This is a genomic window from Negativicutes bacterium (assembly GCA_021372785.1).
Classification (GTDB): Bacteria; Bacillota; JAAYKD01; order JAAYKD01; family JAAYKD01; genus JAJFTT01.
Genome location: JAJFTT010000024.1, coordinates 1 through 16,952, shown reverse-complemented (window position 1 = coordinate 16,952; position 16,952 = coordinate 1). Strand labels below are relative to the sequence as shown.

17 protein-coding genes are annotated in these 16,952 nt (G+C 49.1%); 15 read left to right on the top strand and 2 right to left on the bottom strand.

Annotation, left to right across the window (positions count from 1 at the left end; genetic code table 11):
* Positions 1-769 precede the first annotated feature (769 nt).
* The 12 genes from radA (at position 770) to guaA (ending at position 13,260) form a co-directional block, all read left to right on the top strand.
* Complete coding sequence (gene radA / locus LLG09_03150) at positions 770-2,134, top strand: DNA repair protein RadA (GenBank protein ID MCE5196113.1); 1,365 nt, start codon at positions 770-772, stop codon at positions 2,132-2,134.
* 1 nt (position 2,135) lies between these two features.
* Entirely contained in the window at positions 2,136-2,825 is a 690-nt protein-coding gene (gene pssA, locus LLG09_03145; protein MCE5196112.1) for a CDP-diacylglycerol--serine O-phosphatidyltransferase, read from the top strand.
* Positions 2,826-2,928: 103 nt separating this feature from the next.
* Positions 2,929-4,707: a glutamate mutase L gene (locus LLG09_03140; GenBank protein ID MCE5196111.1), complete on the top strand. Its 1,779-nt coding sequence runs from the start codon at positions 2,929-2,931 to the stop codon at positions 4,705-4,707.
* Complete coding sequence (locus LLG09_03135; protein ID MCE5196110.1) at positions 4,707-6,014, top strand: hypothetical protein; 1,308 nt, start codon at positions 4,707-4,709, stop codon at positions 6,012-6,014. The genes LLG09_03140 and LLG09_03135 overlap by 1 nt, the downstream gene beginning before the upstream one ends.
* Before the next feature lie 19 nt (positions 6,015-6,033).
* Positions 6,034-6,498: a tRNA (adenosine(37)-N6)-threonylcarbamoyltransferase complex ATPase subunit type 1 TsaE gene (tsaE, locus tag LLG09_03130; GenBank protein MCE5196109.1), complete on the top strand. Its 465-nt coding sequence runs from the start codon at positions 6,034-6,036 to the stop codon at positions 6,496-6,498.
* Positions 6,489-7,196 (top strand): tRNA (adenosine(37)-N6)-threonylcarbamoyltransferase complex dimerization subunit type 1 TsaB, encoded by a 708-nt coding sequence (tsaB, locus tag LLG09_03125; protein MCE5196108.1) that lies wholly within the window; start codon positions 6,489-6,491, stop codon positions 7,194-7,196. Before tsaE ends, tsaB begins: the two co-directional genes overlap by 10 nt.
* 8 nt (positions 7,197-7,204) lie before the next feature.
* Positions 7,205-7,741: a ribosomal protein S18-alanine N-acetyltransferase gene (gene rimI, locus LLG09_03120; protein ID MCE5196107.1), complete on the top strand. Its 537-nt coding sequence runs from the start codon at positions 7,205-7,207 to the stop codon at positions 7,739-7,741.
* On the top strand, positions 7,734-8,786 hold the full coding sequence (gene tsaD / locus LLG09_03115; GenBank protein ID MCE5196106.1) for a tRNA (adenosine(37)-N6)-threonylcarbamoyltransferase complex transferase subunit TsaD: 1,053 nt from the start codon (positions 7,734-7,736) through the stop codon (positions 8,784-8,786). Before rimI ends, tsaD begins: the two co-directional genes overlap by 8 nt.
* On the top strand, positions 8,786-9,379 hold the full coding sequence (locus LLG09_03110) for a 5-formyltetrahydrofolate cyclo-ligase (GenBank protein ID MCE5196105.1): 594 nt from the start codon (positions 8,786-8,788) through the stop codon (positions 9,377-9,379). The genes tsaD and LLG09_03110 overlap by 1 nt, the downstream gene beginning before the upstream one ends.
* A 184-nt stretch (positions 9,380-9,563) precedes the next feature.
* Complete coding sequence (gene groES, locus LLG09_03105; protein MCE5196104.1) at positions 9,564-9,851, top strand: co-chaperone GroES; 288 nt, start codon at positions 9,564-9,566, stop codon at positions 9,849-9,851.
* A 32-nt stretch (positions 9,852-9,883) separates the two neighbouring features.
* On the top strand, positions 9,884-11,521 hold the full coding sequence (groL, locus tag LLG09_03100; protein ID MCE5196103.1) for a chaperonin GroEL: 1,638 nt from the start codon (positions 9,884-9,886) through the stop codon (positions 11,519-11,521).
* A gap of 203 nt (positions 11,522-11,724) precedes the next feature.
* A complete protein-coding gene (gene guaA, locus LLG09_03095; GenBank protein ID MCE5196102.1) occupies positions 11,725-13,260 on the top strand; it encodes a glutamine-hydrolyzing GMP synthase in 1,536 nt (511 codons plus the stop codon).
* A gap of 326 nt (positions 13,261-13,586) precedes the next feature.
* On the opposite strand, the gene LLG09_03090 is transcribed toward guaA, so the two are convergent.
* Together LLG09_03090 and LLG09_03085 are read right to left on the bottom strand one after the other, a co-directional pair.
* Positions 13,587-14,810, bottom strand: a complete 1,224-nt coding sequence (locus LLG09_03090; protein ID MCE5196101.1) for a DUF2812 domain-containing protein — start codon at positions 14,808-14,810, stop codon at positions 13,587-13,589.
* Between the two features lie 12 nt (positions 14,811-14,822).
* Entirely contained in the window at positions 14,823-15,131 is a 309-nt protein-coding gene (locus tag LLG09_03085) for a PadR family transcriptional regulator (protein ID MCE5196100.1), read from the bottom strand.
* 245 nt (positions 15,132-15,376) lie between these two features.
* Between LLG09_03085 and LLG09_03080 the strand changes: the two genes are divergently transcribed.
* From LLG09_03080 to LLG09_03070, 3 genes are read left to right on the top strand one after another with little or no spacing between them, the layout of a single operon-like run.
* Complete coding sequence (locus tag LLG09_03080; GenBank protein MCE5196099.1) at positions 15,377-15,721, top strand: ATP-binding cassette domain-containing protein; 345 nt, start codon at positions 15,377-15,379, stop codon at positions 15,719-15,721.
* Positions 15,718-16,176, top strand: a complete 459-nt coding sequence (locus tag LLG09_03075) for a hypothetical protein (protein ID MCE5196098.1) — start codon at positions 15,718-15,720, stop codon at positions 16,174-16,176. Before LLG09_03080 ends, LLG09_03075 begins: the two co-directional genes overlap by 4 nt.
* A 13-nt stretch (positions 16,177-16,189) precedes the next feature.
* Complete coding sequence (locus tag LLG09_03070; GenBank protein ID MCE5196097.1) at positions 16,190-16,804, top strand: hypothetical protein; 615 nt, start codon at positions 16,190-16,192, stop codon at positions 16,802-16,804.
* Positions 16,805-16,952 lie beyond the last annotated feature (148 nt).

The following is a 16,952-nucleotide window of genomic DNA, read 5'->3' as shown; positions in this document are numbered from 1 at the left end:
TATACCGTTGCGCTTGTTTTTTGCATAAACTAAGGTCATCGTCAACACCTCATTCCTTGTTACAATTATACCATGTAATAAGGATAAAATCTAGCGATAACCAGCCTAAAAATTAATATTTTATAGTGTTTATAGGGCTTATTGGCTCAAATTGCTCCGGAATATTTCGGAATGCTCTTCCTTGTTATAATTAAACGGGAAGCCAGGAACCATAGACATTGAGAAAAAAGAAACGAATTGAATCCGTGTAATATCTGTTGAATCAACGTGCATTCCCCAAAAGTACCCACTACGAAAACGAATCTTGGAATGAGACGAATCAATTCTCTGTTATGAAGTACAATAATCGCAATGGCAGTAGACTAATCTACTGAAATATTCATAAATAAATAAAAATACTCGGTATAATATAATGGATGAGACAAACGATCGAACGGGTCCAAAGCAGGCAAAACCGATAGCAAAGACGTCTGTTTTCTCCTTGGCCGGATGGTGCGGTGATCGAGCAGCGAGCCGCTTTATGAAAGGACTTTGGCGAAAAATTCACTTGGTGGTAATTAGCAGGGTGGGTTTTTTTGGCTAGTCCTTGGAATTTTGCTGTCTAACAGAAAGCATCGCACGATTGCTGCCTGACTTTTTGTGCTCAGACAAGGAATTCAGATTACACATGCAGAACAAAGAAAAGATGATTGTTTGCATGCAATCTATTTGATATCGAGTAGAAACGTTGCAATCGTTGAGATAGAGTATGGGTAGGAGGTGTTTTCCGCTGGCCAAAGAAAAAACCAGATTTGTTTGTCAGCAATGTGGTTACACGACCAGTAAATGGCTGGGCCGCTGTCCCGATTGCGACAGCTGGAGCAGCTTTGTGGAAGAATTGGAACCGACCGCTGAACCTCACAGCAAAGGAGGCGAGCGTTTATCGGAGCCGCAGCAGCTTACGAAGGTAACCTTAGCCAAAGAGCAGAGGCGTCTGGTCGGCATTGAGGAGCTGGACCGAGTGCTTGGCGGCGGTCTGGTAGAGGGTTCGCTGATTTTGGTTGGGGGAGAACCCGGCATCGGCAAATCTACGCTGATGTTGCAGGTCGCCTTGTTATTGGGCCAGAGTCGTACTTCGGTTTTATATTGGAGCGGTGAGGAATCGCAGCAGCAGATCAAAATGCGGGCGAACCGCCTGGGTGCGGTGCCTGATACGGTTTATATTCAATCGGAAACCTGTCTGGATCAATTGCAGGAAATTGTACTGCGCCTGAAACCCAGCTGTATGGTGATCGACTCCATTCAGACCGTCTATCGCTCCGATTTAACCTCTGCTCCCGGGACGGTCAGCCAGGTGCGTGACATTACCGCGCAGCTGATGCGCATGGCCAAAACCACCGGTATGGTGATATTCATTGTCGGCCATGTCACCAAGGAAGGCGCCATCGCCGGTCCAAAAATGCTCGAACACATGGTCGATACGGTGCTTTATTTTGAAGGGGATCATCACCAAAATTTCCGGATCGTGCGGGCGGTGAAGAATCGTTTCGGTTCCACCAATGAAATCGGTGTTTTTGAAATGACCGAGAACGGTTTGATTGAAGTGAAGAACCCTTCTGCTATCTTTTTAGCGGAGCGGCCGCTGCACGGACCCGGTTCTGCGGTGACCGCGCTGCTGGAAGGCAGCCGTCCGCTGCTGGCCGAGGTGCAGGCCTTAGTCAGTAATACCAATTATCAGAATCCCCGGCGCTTGGCCAACGGTTTCGATCATAACCGCATGGCTATGCTGATCGCTATTTTAGAAAAAAGACTCGGATTGCAGATGGGGATGCTGGACGCGTATATTAATGTAGCCGGCGGCTTGCGGATCAGCGAGCCCGCCGCCGATTTGGCGGTGATTTTAGCGCTGGCTTCCAGCTTCCGGGAAAGGCCGCTGGATGCCAGTGTGGTTGCTATTGGTGAAGTTGGTTTGACCGGTGAATTGCGCAGTGTGACACGCCTGGAGCAGCGGCTGCGCGAAGCAGCCCGACTGGGTTTTGAGCGGGCTCTGATTCCTGCAGGCGGCAAACCTGTCCGGTTAGAAGGAATACAGTTGATGCCTGTGCGCAACATTCAGGAAGCGATTGCCGCCGGTTTGAAGGGTGCGGTGGATTAAGATGAAACTGGGCTTTTGGCTGGCCAATGCTTGTACTGCCATGAATCTGGTTTGTGGACTGATCAGTCTGGAATTGGCAGTGGAAGGACAATATTCACTGGCCGTCCTGGCTGTCTTGGGCAGTATGATTTTTGATGCCCTGGACGGTAAGGTGGCCAGAGTGTTCAGCGCCGGCGGCAGCGATTTTGGCAAAGAACTGGATTCGCTTTGCGATGTGGTCTCGTTTGGGGTGGCGCCCGCTTTTTTGCTTTACCGCATGCTGCTGCAGCAAATGGGTCTTGTCGGCATGCTGGTGGGCATCACTTTTGCAGTCTGCGGGGCATTGCGGTTGGCTCGTTTTAACACCAATCTCAGTATACCGGGCAAAGGGTTTACCGGTATGCCAATCACCGGTGCGGGTGGCATCCTGGCGGCAACAGCACTGCATTGGCAATTGTTGACAGCCTGGGGTATGGCGGCTTTCACCCTTTTGCTGGCTTTTTTAATGGTGAGCCGCATCCGCTATCCCGATTTGAAGGCGGTACCTTTTTTAAAAAAACCCGCCGGAATTCTGCTTTCGATTCTGGTCATCGCGGTGTTCTGTTACTTTGCTCTGGAGTGGCTTTTTTTGCCGCTCATGCTTTATACCTTCAGTGGCTTTTTCTACACTTATCTGGAAAACAGAAAAGCAACAACTCAGGCGCGGAGTTAGGTTCTGTCTGGATTGGCGTCAATGAAATTTGAATAACAGTGATACGGCAATCTTCGGGCGGCGCTTTGAATCGCTCAAAGATGCGAGGAAGGGCAGGATCTTAATGGAGAAGAAGAGATATTTGATCGTCGATCTCGGCAGTACAACGACCAAAGCGTTATTGTTTGAAACGGATGGCGCCAAAGTCAGGCTTTTAGGTGGCGCCGATGCTCCTACCACGGTGGAAGCACCCTACAATGATGTAAAATTGGGGCTGTTCCAAGCCGTAAACCGGCTGGAAGCCAGCCTGAATCTGCCGCTCAGTGATGAAAAGGTTTTTTTACAGGCGAATCCCGGCGCATTGGACGGTTTATTGGCAACCAGCAGCGCCGGCGGTGGCTTGCAGATGCTGGTTATCGGCTTGGTCAAAGGCATGACGGCAGAATCGGCGGAACGCGCGGCGCTGGGTGCCGGAGCGGTGATTTTGGATGTGATGGCGCAGGACGATGGTTTGGAAATGTATAGTCGGATTGCCAGAATTCGCGAGTTGCGTCCGGATATGGTACTGATGGCCGGCGGAATTGAAGGCGGCGCCTTATTGGAAGTAGCGGTTTTGGCGGACAGTCTCTTTAAGGCAGCGCCGAAAAGTCGTTTGGGAGCGGAGAAAATCCCGCTGATTTTTGCCGGTAATTCGGAATTACGGCCTTATTTTGAAAATCACGAGACGAATATGGAAGTTCGCTTTGTGGAAAATCTGCGCCCGGCTTTGGATCAAGAAAATTTGGCGCCTACCCGCAAAGCTATTCAGGACATCTTCCTCAATCATGTCATGACACAGGCGCCCGGCTATGCGGGTGTGCAGCAGCGGGTGTCCGCGCCAATTTTACCCACACCGACCGCAGTGGGAAAATCGCTGCAATTGCTGGCGCAAAAGCGCGGCTGCAATGTGATGGCGATGGATATCGGCGGCGCGACCACCGATGTTTTTTCTGTGGTGAACGGCGAATTTTACCGTACGGTCAGTGCGAATTTGGGCATGAGCTACAGTGCGATGCATGTTTTGGCAGAAGCGGGAATTGAAAATATCCTGCGCTGGCTGCCGGAAACGTTGGCGGAAGCCGATGTGCGCGATTGGCTGCATAACAAGATGCTGCGGCCTACCACCCTGCCCTATAGTAAAGAAGCTTTGTTGGTGGAACAGGCGCTGGCACGGGAGGCGCTGCGCCTTTCTCTGGGACAGCATTTTAGTTTAGCGGTTGCTTTGCGGGGCAATAAACCGGAAGGCGATTGGAAACAAGCCTCGGCAGAAGCATTCGGCACCCATCAATTATTTACCATCCGCGATATTGATCTGCTGATTGGCAGCGGCGGAGTGATTTCTCATGCGCCGCAGGCAATACAATCCGCCATGATGATGATCGATGGTTTCCAGCCGGTTGGCTACACCGAATTGGCGCTGGATCACTCGTTTATGCTGCCGCATGCCGGAGTGTTCAGCCAAGTGAATGAAGCGGCAGCGCTGAATATCCTGGAAACCATCTGTCTGCAGCCACTGGGTTGCTGTATTGCACCGACCGGCTATGGTTTCAATCAGGAGAAAATGGGCAGGATTACGATCAAACAAAAATCCGGAACGCTGCAGCAGGAACTGCGCTACGGTCAGCTGCATGTATTTCCGTTGCCTGCAGGAGAAGAAGCCGAGGTTGAGATTTCGGGTCATCTCAAATTGAATTATGGCAGGGGATTCTGGAAACCTTTCCATCAGACAGTCAAAGGCGGCTTGGTAGGGATTATTGTTGATTTACGCGGACGGGATTTGCGTTGGGAGAAATCGATTGCGAAAAAACGTCAGCAAAGTAAAATCTGGCAGGAGCAAACTGACGTCAGCGGGAGGGGAATTTAATGCAAGCCAAACGGGAAAGATTCACACGGGTATTGCCGAATATCGGCAAAGTCCTGGTCGAAAAAGGCCAGCAGGTGTTTCCAGACACACTAATTGCGGAAACAAAATTGCAGCCGGTGGAACCCGTCCTGATTCCGGTTGCCGAAAAATTCGGTCTGGCTCCAACGATGATGCCGCAATTGGTTGTCGTCAAGGAGGGGGAAAATGTCAAAGCCGGTCAGGTTCTGGCCGGGGTGATTCAAAACGGTCAGGTCTTGGAAATACTATCTCCTGCCGACGGTAATATCGAACAGATTTCCTCTTTGCTGGGTACGATTGCCTTACGTTTGGAAGGTGATCCGGACGAACCGCTGCGCCAGGTCGATATCGCCAAAGAATTAGATATGCCGGTATTGTTGGCCAAACGCATCATTCAGGTGCGGGTGGGTGATGTGCTGCAAATGGGCGATACCCTGGCGATGGACGAAGACAATCAGCGGGTGCTTGCACCGATTGCCGGTGTGATTACTCAAATTGACGGAGCTGTCATCTCGATCAAGCGGCCCTTTGTTCTGACGCAAACTTTTGCTTATGTCAGCGGGCATGTAGTGGAAATCGTGCCTGACTTGGGTGCGGTACTGGAAAGCGATCTGATCCGCCTGAATGGGATATTTGGTATTGGCGGCGAAGCCTGGGGTGAACTGCGTCAGGCCGTCAATACGGCGCAGGATATTTTGGATGCAAAAGAAATCACGGCTGCGGATCAGGGTAAGATTCTTTTGGCCGGTTCTTTGCTGACTTATGAGGCGATGCAAAAGGCGCTGCAGGTTGGGGCGGCCGGTATCATCTGCGGCGGTGCGCATAATATTGATATCGTTCGTTTATTGGGGCACGAAGTGAGACCGGGTATGATGAATCAGGACATTAAGCTGACTCTGGTGATCACGGAAGGAATGGGTCAGATTCCGATGCGGCAGCAATTTTTTCAAACTGTTGCTGCTTATGAAGGGAAAACGGTTTCGATCAATGGGTTGACACAGATTCGCGCCGGCGTGATTCGACCTGAAATTCTGCTGCCGGCGGGAGAAAACGATTCCATCAGCACAGAAACCGAACAAACAGTCTCTGTGATGGAAGAACTGCAGGTTGGCGATACGGTGCGTATCATCCGCGAACCTTGGTTTGGCTTGGTTGGTAAAATCACCGCCGATCCGGAACAGGAAGTGATTTTACCATCCGGCGTGCAGACGTTGATTTACCAACTCTCAATCAACGGGGAATTATTAGCGGTTCCCCGTGCCAATGTGGAAAAATTCATCGACAAGTAGACCTGCAAAGGAGACTGAAATGATAGAATGGCATCAGGAAGCGGTGTCGGTTGCTCAGATGACCAAGACTGCCCGGCGATTGGCCGGTTTGCTTTTCCCGGGTGCTTTTATTGCTTTGGACGGTGAATTGGGGGCGGGGAAAACAACATTTACGCAGGCGGTTTTAGCCGCTTTGGGCATTGAGCGTCCGGTGCAAAGCCCGACTTTTGCTTTGCTGCATAGCTACAATGGCCGTTTTTTAGTACATCATCTGGATTTATATCGTCTGCAGCAGGAGGAAGAAGTGCTTGATCTTGGCTGGGATGAATTGCAGAACGGCGAAGCGGTTGTGCTGGTGGAATGGATGGGATTATTTCCGCACTTAGCTCCGACAGAGTATTTGCAGCTTTCAATTTCATATGCACCGGTCGGTCGGGATTACGACTGGGCTGCCACCGGTGCGCCGTATGAGTCTTTGCTGAAGGAGTTGATCAGATGCTGCTGATTGCTATCGATGCCGCTACCCGTTATTCTGGTTTGGCTTTGCTGCAGGATGAAACCGTCTTGGCAGAATGTATCATCTCATCGGGAAAGACCCATTCGCAGCGTCTGCTGCCCGCCCTGGATTTTCTCTTGCGGGAAGCAGGTTATGCGATTACGCAGATTGAGGCGATTGTGGTGACGGAAGGGCCGGGGTCCTTTACCGGTTTACGGATTGGTATGAGTACGGCCAAAGGTTTGGCTCAGGGATTGAACTGTCCGCTGGTTGGCGTCTCGACTCTGGAAGCCTGGGCTGCCGGATTTGCCGGCGGTAATGGGTTGATTCTGCCTTTGCTGGACGCCAGACGCGGTGAATTTTATACAGCCCTGTATCGCCGCCGGGACCAGCAATTGGAAACACTGATCGAACCTTGTCAGCGAAAACTGACAGAACTGGCTGCGATGATCCAGCCCTATCCCGAGCTTGTTTGGCCGATCGGTGATGCCATGGAGACGTATCGGGAAGCAGTGCTGCAAGTATTGGGGGATCGCAGCCGCCTGGCGCCCGATTGTCAGCGTCTGCCGCGTCCGGCGATGCTGGGAACGCTGGGTTACCATAAGCTGCAAAAGGGTCAAAACACTTCGCTGTTTGCCCTGAGACTGCAGTATTTACGGCAATCGGAAGCGGAAGTGAAACGCTTAGCCCGTCTGGCCAAGGAGTAGGAGAAAGCATGAACGAAGTGATGAAGGCGCAGGAGACGTTTCAGATCCGCGCCATGAAACTGGAAGATTTGGATCAGGTGATGGCTCTGGAACAGCGTTGTTTCAGTATGCCCTGGCCCAGAAGCGCTTTTCAGGAGGAGTTGACCAAAAATCCTTTGGCGCACTATTTGGTCGTGACGGTCCGGGAATTGGTGGTGGGGTACGCCGGAATTTGGCTGGTCTTTGATGAAGGTCACATTACCAACGTGGCAGTCGATCCCGCCTGGCGGCAGCGGGGCTTGGCCAAGCAATTGCTCAGCGTTTTACTGGCGAACGCCCGCGGCTGTAATATCGTCGCCTGTACCTTGGAAGTACGGCGCAGCAATCTGCCGGCCCTGCGGCTTTATCAGCAATTTGGTTTTGTCGAAGAAGGCTGCCGCGAAGGCTATTATACCGATAACAAAGAAGACGCGCTGATCCTCTGGAAGCGTAATATGAATGACTGTGCCATACGGGAAGATTGGCTGATTCCGGAAGCAGAGGAGGAGGGGAAAGCAGATGTCTAGGCGTCAATTAATCTTGGGCCTGGAGACTTCCTGCGATGAAACTTCAGCAGCTGTCCTGCAAAATGGCAGCAAAGTGCTGAGCAATCTCATCTCTACCCAGATTCCCATCCATCGCCTTTTTGGCGGTGTCGTGCCGGAGATTGCCTCCCGCAAGCATTTGGAAGTCGTCAATCAGGTGATTGCGGAAGCGCTGCAGGAAGCCGGGGTCACCCTGCAGGACTTAACCGCCATCGCGGTCACTTGCGGACCGGGTTTGGTAGGCGCTTTATTGGTTGGTGTCTCTACCGCCAAGGCGCTGGCTTACGCTTTAGAGAAACCTTTAGTGGCTGTGAATCATCTGGAAGGTCATATCTATGCCAATTTTCTGGAACATCCCGATCTGCCTTTTCCGGCGCTCTGCCTGGTGGTTTCCGGCGGGCATACCGATTTGATTCGGATTCCTGAACATGGTAAATTGGAAATTTTAGGCAGCACCCGCGATGACGCAGCCGGCGAAGCGTTTGATAAAGTGGCGCGCGTTTTGGGCTTATCCTATCCCGGCGGTCCTGCGGTGGAGAAGTTGGCCCAAGCAGGCAATCCGAATGCTTATACCCTGCCTTTGGCCAGCATCAATGAACACCAGGAATGGTCGTTCAGTGGGTTAAAGACAACGGTGATTAATTTACACCATAAGGCGGAACAAAACGGCGAGGTTTTCAATCTGGCTGATTTGGCTGCCTCTTTTCAGCAGACGGTTGTGCAATCCCTGCTGGCGAATGTGGAAAGGGAAATGAGCCGGCATCGCTATGCGTCTTTTATGCTGGCCGGCGGCGTAGCGGCCAACCAAGCGCTGCGCAAAGCCATGCATGAAATTGCCGATCTTTACCAAATTTCTTTCTCGGTTCCGTCTTTGACGCTCTGCACGGATAACGGTGCTATGATTGCTGCCGCTGGTTATTACAAATACCTGCGCGGAGAAACAGCCGATTACTATTTGAATGCTTATCCGGATTTACAGCTGGGTGAAGCGATAGCGGCTGTGCAAGAAAAGAAGAAGGTGCTGTAATGGAGGACAAGGAACTGCGCAGCCGCATTTTAAGCCTGCGTGACAGCCTGTCGAATGAAACGAGAGCTGCCGCCGCCGCCGCTGTGGCACAGCGTTTGGCAGCCCTGCCGCAATGGCAGCAGGCTAAAGACGTGATGCTGTTTGTTTCTTTTCGCAGTGAAATCGATACCCGGGCGTTGATTGAACTGGCTTGGTCGAGCGGCAAGCTGGTTGCGGTGCCTCGCTGTCATCCTGAAGATCGCCGCCTGGAAGCACATAGAATCAAATCCTGGGCAGATCTTGTGAACAGCAATTACGGTATTCTGGAGCCGCCGGACTGCCCGGCAACGAAGGTCGAGCCAACAGCGCTTGATTTCATTTTGATCCCGGGTTCTGTCTTTGATCGGACGGGTAATCGCATGGGATATGGCGCCGGCTTTTACGATCGATTTCTCTTACGCTGCCGGGCGAATGCCCCGCGGGTGGCGATAGCCTATGATTTTCAGATTGTAGAAAAATTGCAGCCAAAACCGCATGACCAAACGATTGATTATTTGCTAACGGATTCTGCATTTTATAGCTTTTTTGGTGTAAACGGGAGAGAACAGGTTTAAACGGGAAGAAACAAGAGACTGAAATTCAAAAAAACGTAATTATCTCTGCTGATTACCAAATATGGTTAAATAAAGCTTGTAGTCGCAGTTGCCTAAGAACCGGAAGATGATTATCATAGGAACAGAAGTTAGCACTCAACAGCTGAGAGTGCTAACAATGATCAAATTGAAGGAGGAAGTCCAGATGAACTTAAAACCATTAGGAGATCGTGTTGTGATTAAAGTTTTACCTCAGGAAGAAAAATTGGCGAGCGGGATTGTATTACCGGGTAATGCCAAAGAAAAGCCGCAGGAAGGTGAAGTTGTCGCTGTCGGCAGCGGTAAGATCCTGGACAACGGGCAAAAAGTTGCCCTGGAAGTCAGTGTAGGTGATCGCGTGATCTATTCCAAATATGCCGGCAGCGAAGTAAAAAACAGCGGCGAGGATTATTTGATTTTAAGTGAAAAGGATATTCTGGCCATCATTAAATAAAAGAATTAAGTAAGAGAATAGGAGTGAAACCAATGGCAAAACAGATTATTTATAATGAGGAAGCTCGTCACGCTTTAGAGCGCGGCATCAATCAATTGGCGAACACCGTTATCATCACCTTAGGACCCAAGGGCCGCAATGTTGTGCTGGATAAGAAATTCGGCGCTCCGCAAATCACCAACGACGGCGTTACCATTGCCCGCGAAATTGAACTGGAAGATGCCTTTGAGAACATGGGCGCTCAGCTTGTGAAAGAAGTAGCAACCAAGACCAACGATGTTGCCGGTGACGGAACCACCACAGCCACCCTTTTGGCGCAAGCCATGGTGCGCGAAGGCTTAAAGAATGTAACTGCCGGCGCCAATCCGATGGTGATTCGCCGCGGAATTGAAAAAGCAGTGGAAGCTGCCGTGGAAGAAATCCGCAAAATGGCCAAACCCGTGGAAAGCAGCGAATCGATTGCCCAGGTTGCCTCCATTTCTGCGAACGATGAAACCGTCGGCAAACTGATCTCCGAAGCGATGGATAAAGTAGGCAGAGAAGGTGTGATCACCGTTGAAGAATCCAAATCCATGCTGACTGAATTGGAAGTTGTGGAAGGCATGCAGTTCGACCGCGGTTATGTTTCCGCTTATATGGTAACCGATACCGATAAAATGGAAGCAATTCTGGATGAACCCTTCCTGCTGATTACCGATAAAAAGATTTCCAATATCCAGGAAATCCTGCCGGTTTTGGAAAAAGTAGTTCAACGCGGCCGCCCGCTGGTTATTTTAGCGGAAGACGTGGAAGGCGAAGCCATGGCAACCCTGGTTGTCAACAAACTGCGCGGCACCCTGAACTGTGTTGCCGTCAAAGCTCCCGGTTTTGGTGACAGAAGAAAAGCGATGCTGGAAGATATCGCTATCCTCACCGGCGGCGAGGTCATCTCCGAAGAAGTCGGTCTTGATCTGAAGACGACTGAAGTAGAACAACTCGGACATGCCCGCCAGATCCGTGTCGGCAAAGAAAACACGGTGATTGTCGACGGCGCCGGCAACAAAGAAGCCATTGCCAAACGTGTTTCTCAGATCCGTAAGCAAATTGAAGATACCACTTCTGATTTTGATCGCGAGAAATTGCAGGAACGCCTGGCTAAATTGGCCGGCGGCGTAGCCGTGATCAAAGTCGGTGCCGCAACCGAAGTGGAAATGAAAGAACGCAAACTCCGTATTGAAGACGCTTTGTCTGCTACCCGCGCTGCTGTGGAAGAAGGAATCGTAGCCGGCGGCGGCACTGCCTTCATCAACGCTCTGGTTGGATTGAAGAACTTAAAACCTGCCAATGCGGACGAAAAAGTTGGCATCGCGATTGTTGCCCGTGCTCTGGAAGAACCGGTTCGCCAAATTGCTCAAAATGCCGGTTTTGAAGGTTCCGTCGTGGTAGAAAAAGTGAAAACCAAAGAAAAAGGCATTGGTTTTGACGCTCTGAATGAAAAGTATGTCGATATGATCGCTGCCGGTATTGTTGATCCTGCCAAAGTGGCACGCTCTGCTTTGCAAAATGCAGCGTCTGTGGCGGCCATGGTTCTGACAACCGAAGCGTTGGTTGCCGACAAACCCGAACCGAAATCCGCTCCGATGCCGGCTGGCATGGACGGCGGCATGGGCGGCGGTATGCCGATGATGTAAACAGACTCTGCCAAAAGCAGGTTGCTGTTAAAATGAATCCACACCTTTCCTGCTCTTTCACGGAGCCGGAAAGGTGTTTTTGTTTGCGGAAAATGCAATTCTCCCAGAAAATGATTTTGGCGAACAATCAAGACGCACTTGCCAAGCAATGTTCGGATATGTTATAATTGCTGCATAGAAAAAGAGAGGGAAGGCCGATACCAATGAAACATCAACGCGTCATTATTCTTGATTTTGGCGGTCAATATGTGCAGTTAATTGCCAGGCGCATTCGGGAATGCCATGTTTTTTGCGAAATCAAACCTTATAATATCAACATAGATGTACTGAAAGCCCTGGATCCCCAGGCAATTATACTTTCCGGCGGTCCTGCCACAGTCTATACGGATCAGGCGCCGATGATCGATCCTGTCTTGTTTTCGCTGGGAATTCCTGTTCTCGGCATTTGTTATGGCATGCAGCTGATGGCGTATCTTTTGGGCGGCCGGGTCAGCCGGGCCGAAAAAAAAGAATACGGCAAAACGACGCTGCAGCTAAAATCTGCAGCTTCACCGCTATGGCAGAATGTCACGGAAAGCAGCAGCTGCTGGATGAGCCATGGCGTTTACATTGAAGAAGTACCGCAAGGGTGGCAGGTATTGGCGCAATCGCCGAACTCTCCCGTAGCGGCAATGGCGTTGCCGGAGAAAAAGCTGTATGGTGTGCAGTTTCACCCGGAAGTGACGCACACTGAACACGGCATGGCGATTTTAAAAAATTTCCTCTTTCAGATCTGCGGCCTAAAAGGCGATTGGTCGATGGCCGATTTCCTCAAAGAAGAAGTAGAGCGGATCAAAGCCAAAGTTGGCGGCAGCAAGGTGCTCTGCGCTTTGTCCGGCGGCGTTGATTCTTCTGTAGCGGCGGCTTTGGTCAATCGTGCCATTGGGGAAAATCTTACCTGTGTTTTTGTCGATCACGGTATGCTGCGCAAAGACGAAGGCGCTCAGGTAATTCAATTATTCCGGGACGAACTGAAAATTAAAATGGTGGCAGTCGATGCTTCCGAGCGTTTCTTGAATCAGCTAGAGGGAGTATCCGATCCGGAGAAAAAGCGAAAAATCATCGGCACTGAATTTATCCGCGTCTTTGAAGAAGAAGCGAATAAACTGGGCGAAATCGATTATTTGGTGCAGGGAACTCTTTATCCCGATGTGGTGGAAAGCGGAACCGCAACAGCCGCCACCATCAAATCGCACCATAACGTTGGCGGTTTGCCGGAAGATATGAAATTCCAGTTGATTGAGCCGCTCAGAGAGTTATTCAAAGATGAAGTCCGTGAACTGGGCTTAGAACTTGGTCTGCCGGAAAAAGTGGTTTATCGGCAGCCCTTCCCGGGACCGGGTTTGGCGATTCGCTGCCTGGGAGCGCTCTCTCCGGAAAAGCTGCGCATCCTGCGTGAAAGTGATTATATCATGCGCCGCGAACTGACCAATGCCGGTCTTGATCGTGTGATCTGGCAATGCTTTACGGTGCTGCCGAATATCCAATCGGTGGGTGTGATGGGTGACGAACGCACCTACAGCCAAACAATTGTAGTGCGCGCGGTCACCAGTGTGGACGGTATGACCGCCGACTGGGCGCGCATCCCTTATGATGTGTTGGAGAAAATCTCCGGCTGTATTATCAACGAAATGCCGGAAATCAACCGCGTTGTTTATGATATCACTTCAAAACCTCCGGCCACGATTGAGTGGGAGTAAGTAATATGAAATAATAAAGATAGCCAGCGGGGATTATTTCTGCTGGCTGTCTTTTTATGTGCATATGAAATTCAAATAAGGTAAGTAGAGTAACTTCTCACCGGCTTCACTAATTATCTATATGAATTAATAAGCTTATTGGCTCTCTGGAAAATTTCCTCGAAAACCCTACGCTACATAATGTTTCAAATTTACTTAATATACTAATCAACGGTATGAGGGTAGCAGAAATAAAAAGAATGGCAAATAGACTGGCTTGAAGAAAATGAAGCAGGATACGGGAGCATATCAGAAAAAAATAGTTTCTCTTTGCTGTTTTACTTTTTTTACTTACTAATGCTATAAGCCATAATTTCAGCCCATTCATCAATTTCCATTATGTAGCCGGGGGAAGTTTGATTAAATGTCGCATGAACAACAACATTACCTTCCTGAATCACAATGGTAGGAAAGCCTGTAGCGTTCATATAAGCGACAGCATAATCTACATCAAGTGCCGGCGTATCAAACTGCTTAAATTTGCGTTGCTTATCCTGATGGTAATATTCCAGCGCCAATTTTTCTGCTATCCAAGAATTTACAGCTTCGTGGTAATCCACATACAGTCCTCCTTCAAGTATAGATCCGTCTGCTCGTTTGATCTCGGCATTTTCTGACCAATCGATGTTATAAGGCGATAGCCAGTCTGCCCATTCACGGACTGTGTTAAAACCATGACCAGAGGCAATCATGCGGTAGCTGTATTCACCGTCACCAGCAAAATCAGCCAGCGTTGCAAAGGGAGGATCCTCATGATAATCTACAAGCTGTGTCTTATCTTCATCCAGAACGGAAGCACTCCAATTGTGAAGTAAGATACATAGCCACACCATAATCAGCACAATCTGCAACGCATTCTTAGTATGATGCCAAACCATGCGCTTTTTCCAGTCTTTGGCGTGATCCAATGTTCCGCTATTCTGCAGCTTTTTTCGCAGCTTCCCAAGCTGGATTACTTCTGCTAATGAATCAGCAAACAGCCAAAGCAGAAGAAAAGCTCCCAACAGGAAAAACCAGGTCTGGACGTGAATCATCGTGATTAGCAAATCTCCGCGAATCTGTAGGATTGGGTAGAGAATTAGCCATAGAAGGGCACGAAATACCGCGTCGTATTGACGCTTGCGAACCATGTTGAGCGCAATGGCCTGAACCTCTGGATCTGTATTCAATTCTCTTGCTCCAGGTTCAGAGGAACGATAAATATAAAAACTTCCCCGCTTTGCGATATACTGCCAGCCATATTTATCACTCAATTCGACAGCTTCCTGGTCTGGTTCGCCGCCGTCATCAGCCCACATACTGGTACTCTTTTGAGCCGCTTCCAACCGGTATTTTAAGTATTGCGGCTGGCTTTGCTTAAAAGCTGCAATCCCGGCAAAAACCCCATCTTTGGTCAGAATCAATCCATCTTTAGCCATATCGGTCAGCCAGCTTTCCATACCTTCAACATCGTAGGACGGGCAAGGCGGCAGTATATAAACATGACGATCTTCTTTGCTTTTTTCAATCATATTCTTACCTCCTTAGGCGGCATCTACAGCATCCGAGATGCATAACCGAAGCCGTTCCAGTTCTGCATCATATGCGTGAGAGCCCTTCTCGGTTATGCGATAGGTGCGTTTACGCCCCTCCACTTCAGTTTCACGAATATACTTTTCTTTCTCGAATTTAGAAAGGATTGTATAGAGCGTCGCAGGCCCAATTTGCAGTCGTCCGTTGGTTCGCTTTTCGATATAATCTGCAATGTCTATGCCACACATCGGTCCCTGTCTGAAAGACATGAGTACATAAAACATGGATTCTGTCAGGACTTCCATCGCTTTTTTCGGCAAGTAAGGCGCCTCCTTCTAGACGATATCGTTATATGATATCATATGACGATATCATATAACGCACTTTATTTATTGTCAATAGATTTCGGTAACAAATCCGAATGTGTTTTTGCTTCATATCATTCTTTACTATATGCAAGAAATGTTGCCGGGTGGGGTGGCTCAAGTAATAGCTCAATGGAGTCTAGTAATAAAGAGACAGGAATGAGTTGACAATGTAAATCCAAAATCCGAAGTCACTTTCGATGCGTAAAGAAAAAGCATTGGCGATGTTAAGTGGTGTTGGCTTGGCTGAACGGGCAAATCATCGGCCGGGGCAATTATCCGGCGGCGAGCAACAGCGCGTAACGGTAGCGCGCGCTTTGGTGGCACAGCCAAAAATCGTCTTTGCCGACGAACCCACCGGTAATCTGGATACAGTTACGAGTCAGGAGATTATGCAGTTACTGCAGGAACTGGTAAGAGAAAATCAATCTACTTGTCTGATGGTCACGCACAACACAGAACTTGTCAATTTGGCAGATCGCGTGCTGCATCTCCGAGATGGTCGCTTACAGGAGCAGCATGTACTACGGAAGACAAAACGATGATCGCATTATCCGGAAAACTGCTGCAATGGAGCATTTTACGTAATCGGGTGCAAATGGCAATCATGATTTTAGCTGTCATTGGTTCGTTAAGCAGTTATGTTTTATTGAGAACGGCGCTGGACGAAATGACAAATGCTGCAGTTCAAATTCAGCGTTCGGATTGGCCTTTTGATTTAACGGTAAGTGGCCTTCAGCCCGAACAGCAAAGAGTAGTATCATCGATCAATGGTATCTATTATTCTGAGACAATAACCGAGACGGAAGTATATTTTTATGCTCAAATTCAGAAATTGATCGCTTTGCCAAAAGAAGGAAGCAAAAGCGTGGTGGAAATGGATTCCGGTCACTTACCTGAGAACGAGATGGAAATACTAATTTCTGGAGATATGGCTCTGGCATTACAATTGGAACTGGGAGATAACGTTCAGTTTACTGGCCACTCAGTCAGCAAGTGAAGCGAAGGATTACATGATCAGTGGAATATTGAGCAGCAAAGCGAATGTTGTCAGAGTGCCGCTTCTCACCGAAACCGGGATCGCTCGGTTGTTGCTGCCAGAACAAACTGCTCAATCCATGCTAATTCAACTCGATGGCAAAACAGCCATAAATCAGGTGATTAATCATATCACTTTGAAATATCCAAATGCAATGATACAAGTGGATGCTTCTGGATATGAAACTGTGCAGCAAAGCCTAACCATGTCCGATTCTCTTGTAATCAGCCTGCGTGGCTTGATTTTAGCAATCACGGCAACCTCCTTAGGAGTTTTGTTTTATCTCAGTCAGCGCGATGGTGCATATCAAATTGGCGTGCTGCGTGCAATTGGTGTAAAAAAGCCCTGGTTGTTATTACCAGCCATACTGCAAACACTGGTAAGTTTCGTCGTTGGTTTTCTGGTTATCGTAATTATTCTACCGATTGTTTCTCAAAAATTAGGCCTGGAAGCCTCTCGAATTTTGCTGATGCGAACACTTTATCGGGATATGGGGCGGTATTTAGTGATAGGCATAGCTAGCACGGTATTTGTCACCCTGCAATTTCTTGCGCAGCCCATCCCTCTTCTGATGAAAGACGCATGGTAATGAAACATAAGTCCAGCTAAGAATTGTCAAGGGATTTTAGAGAAAAGAATAAGAAAAGTAATACAGAGAAAAAGAGTACAGCAAACAAGCTTTTTGCAGAACAAAAAGCGAGATGGGAGCTAACAACCGTTAAGCAACAAGGCAGCGG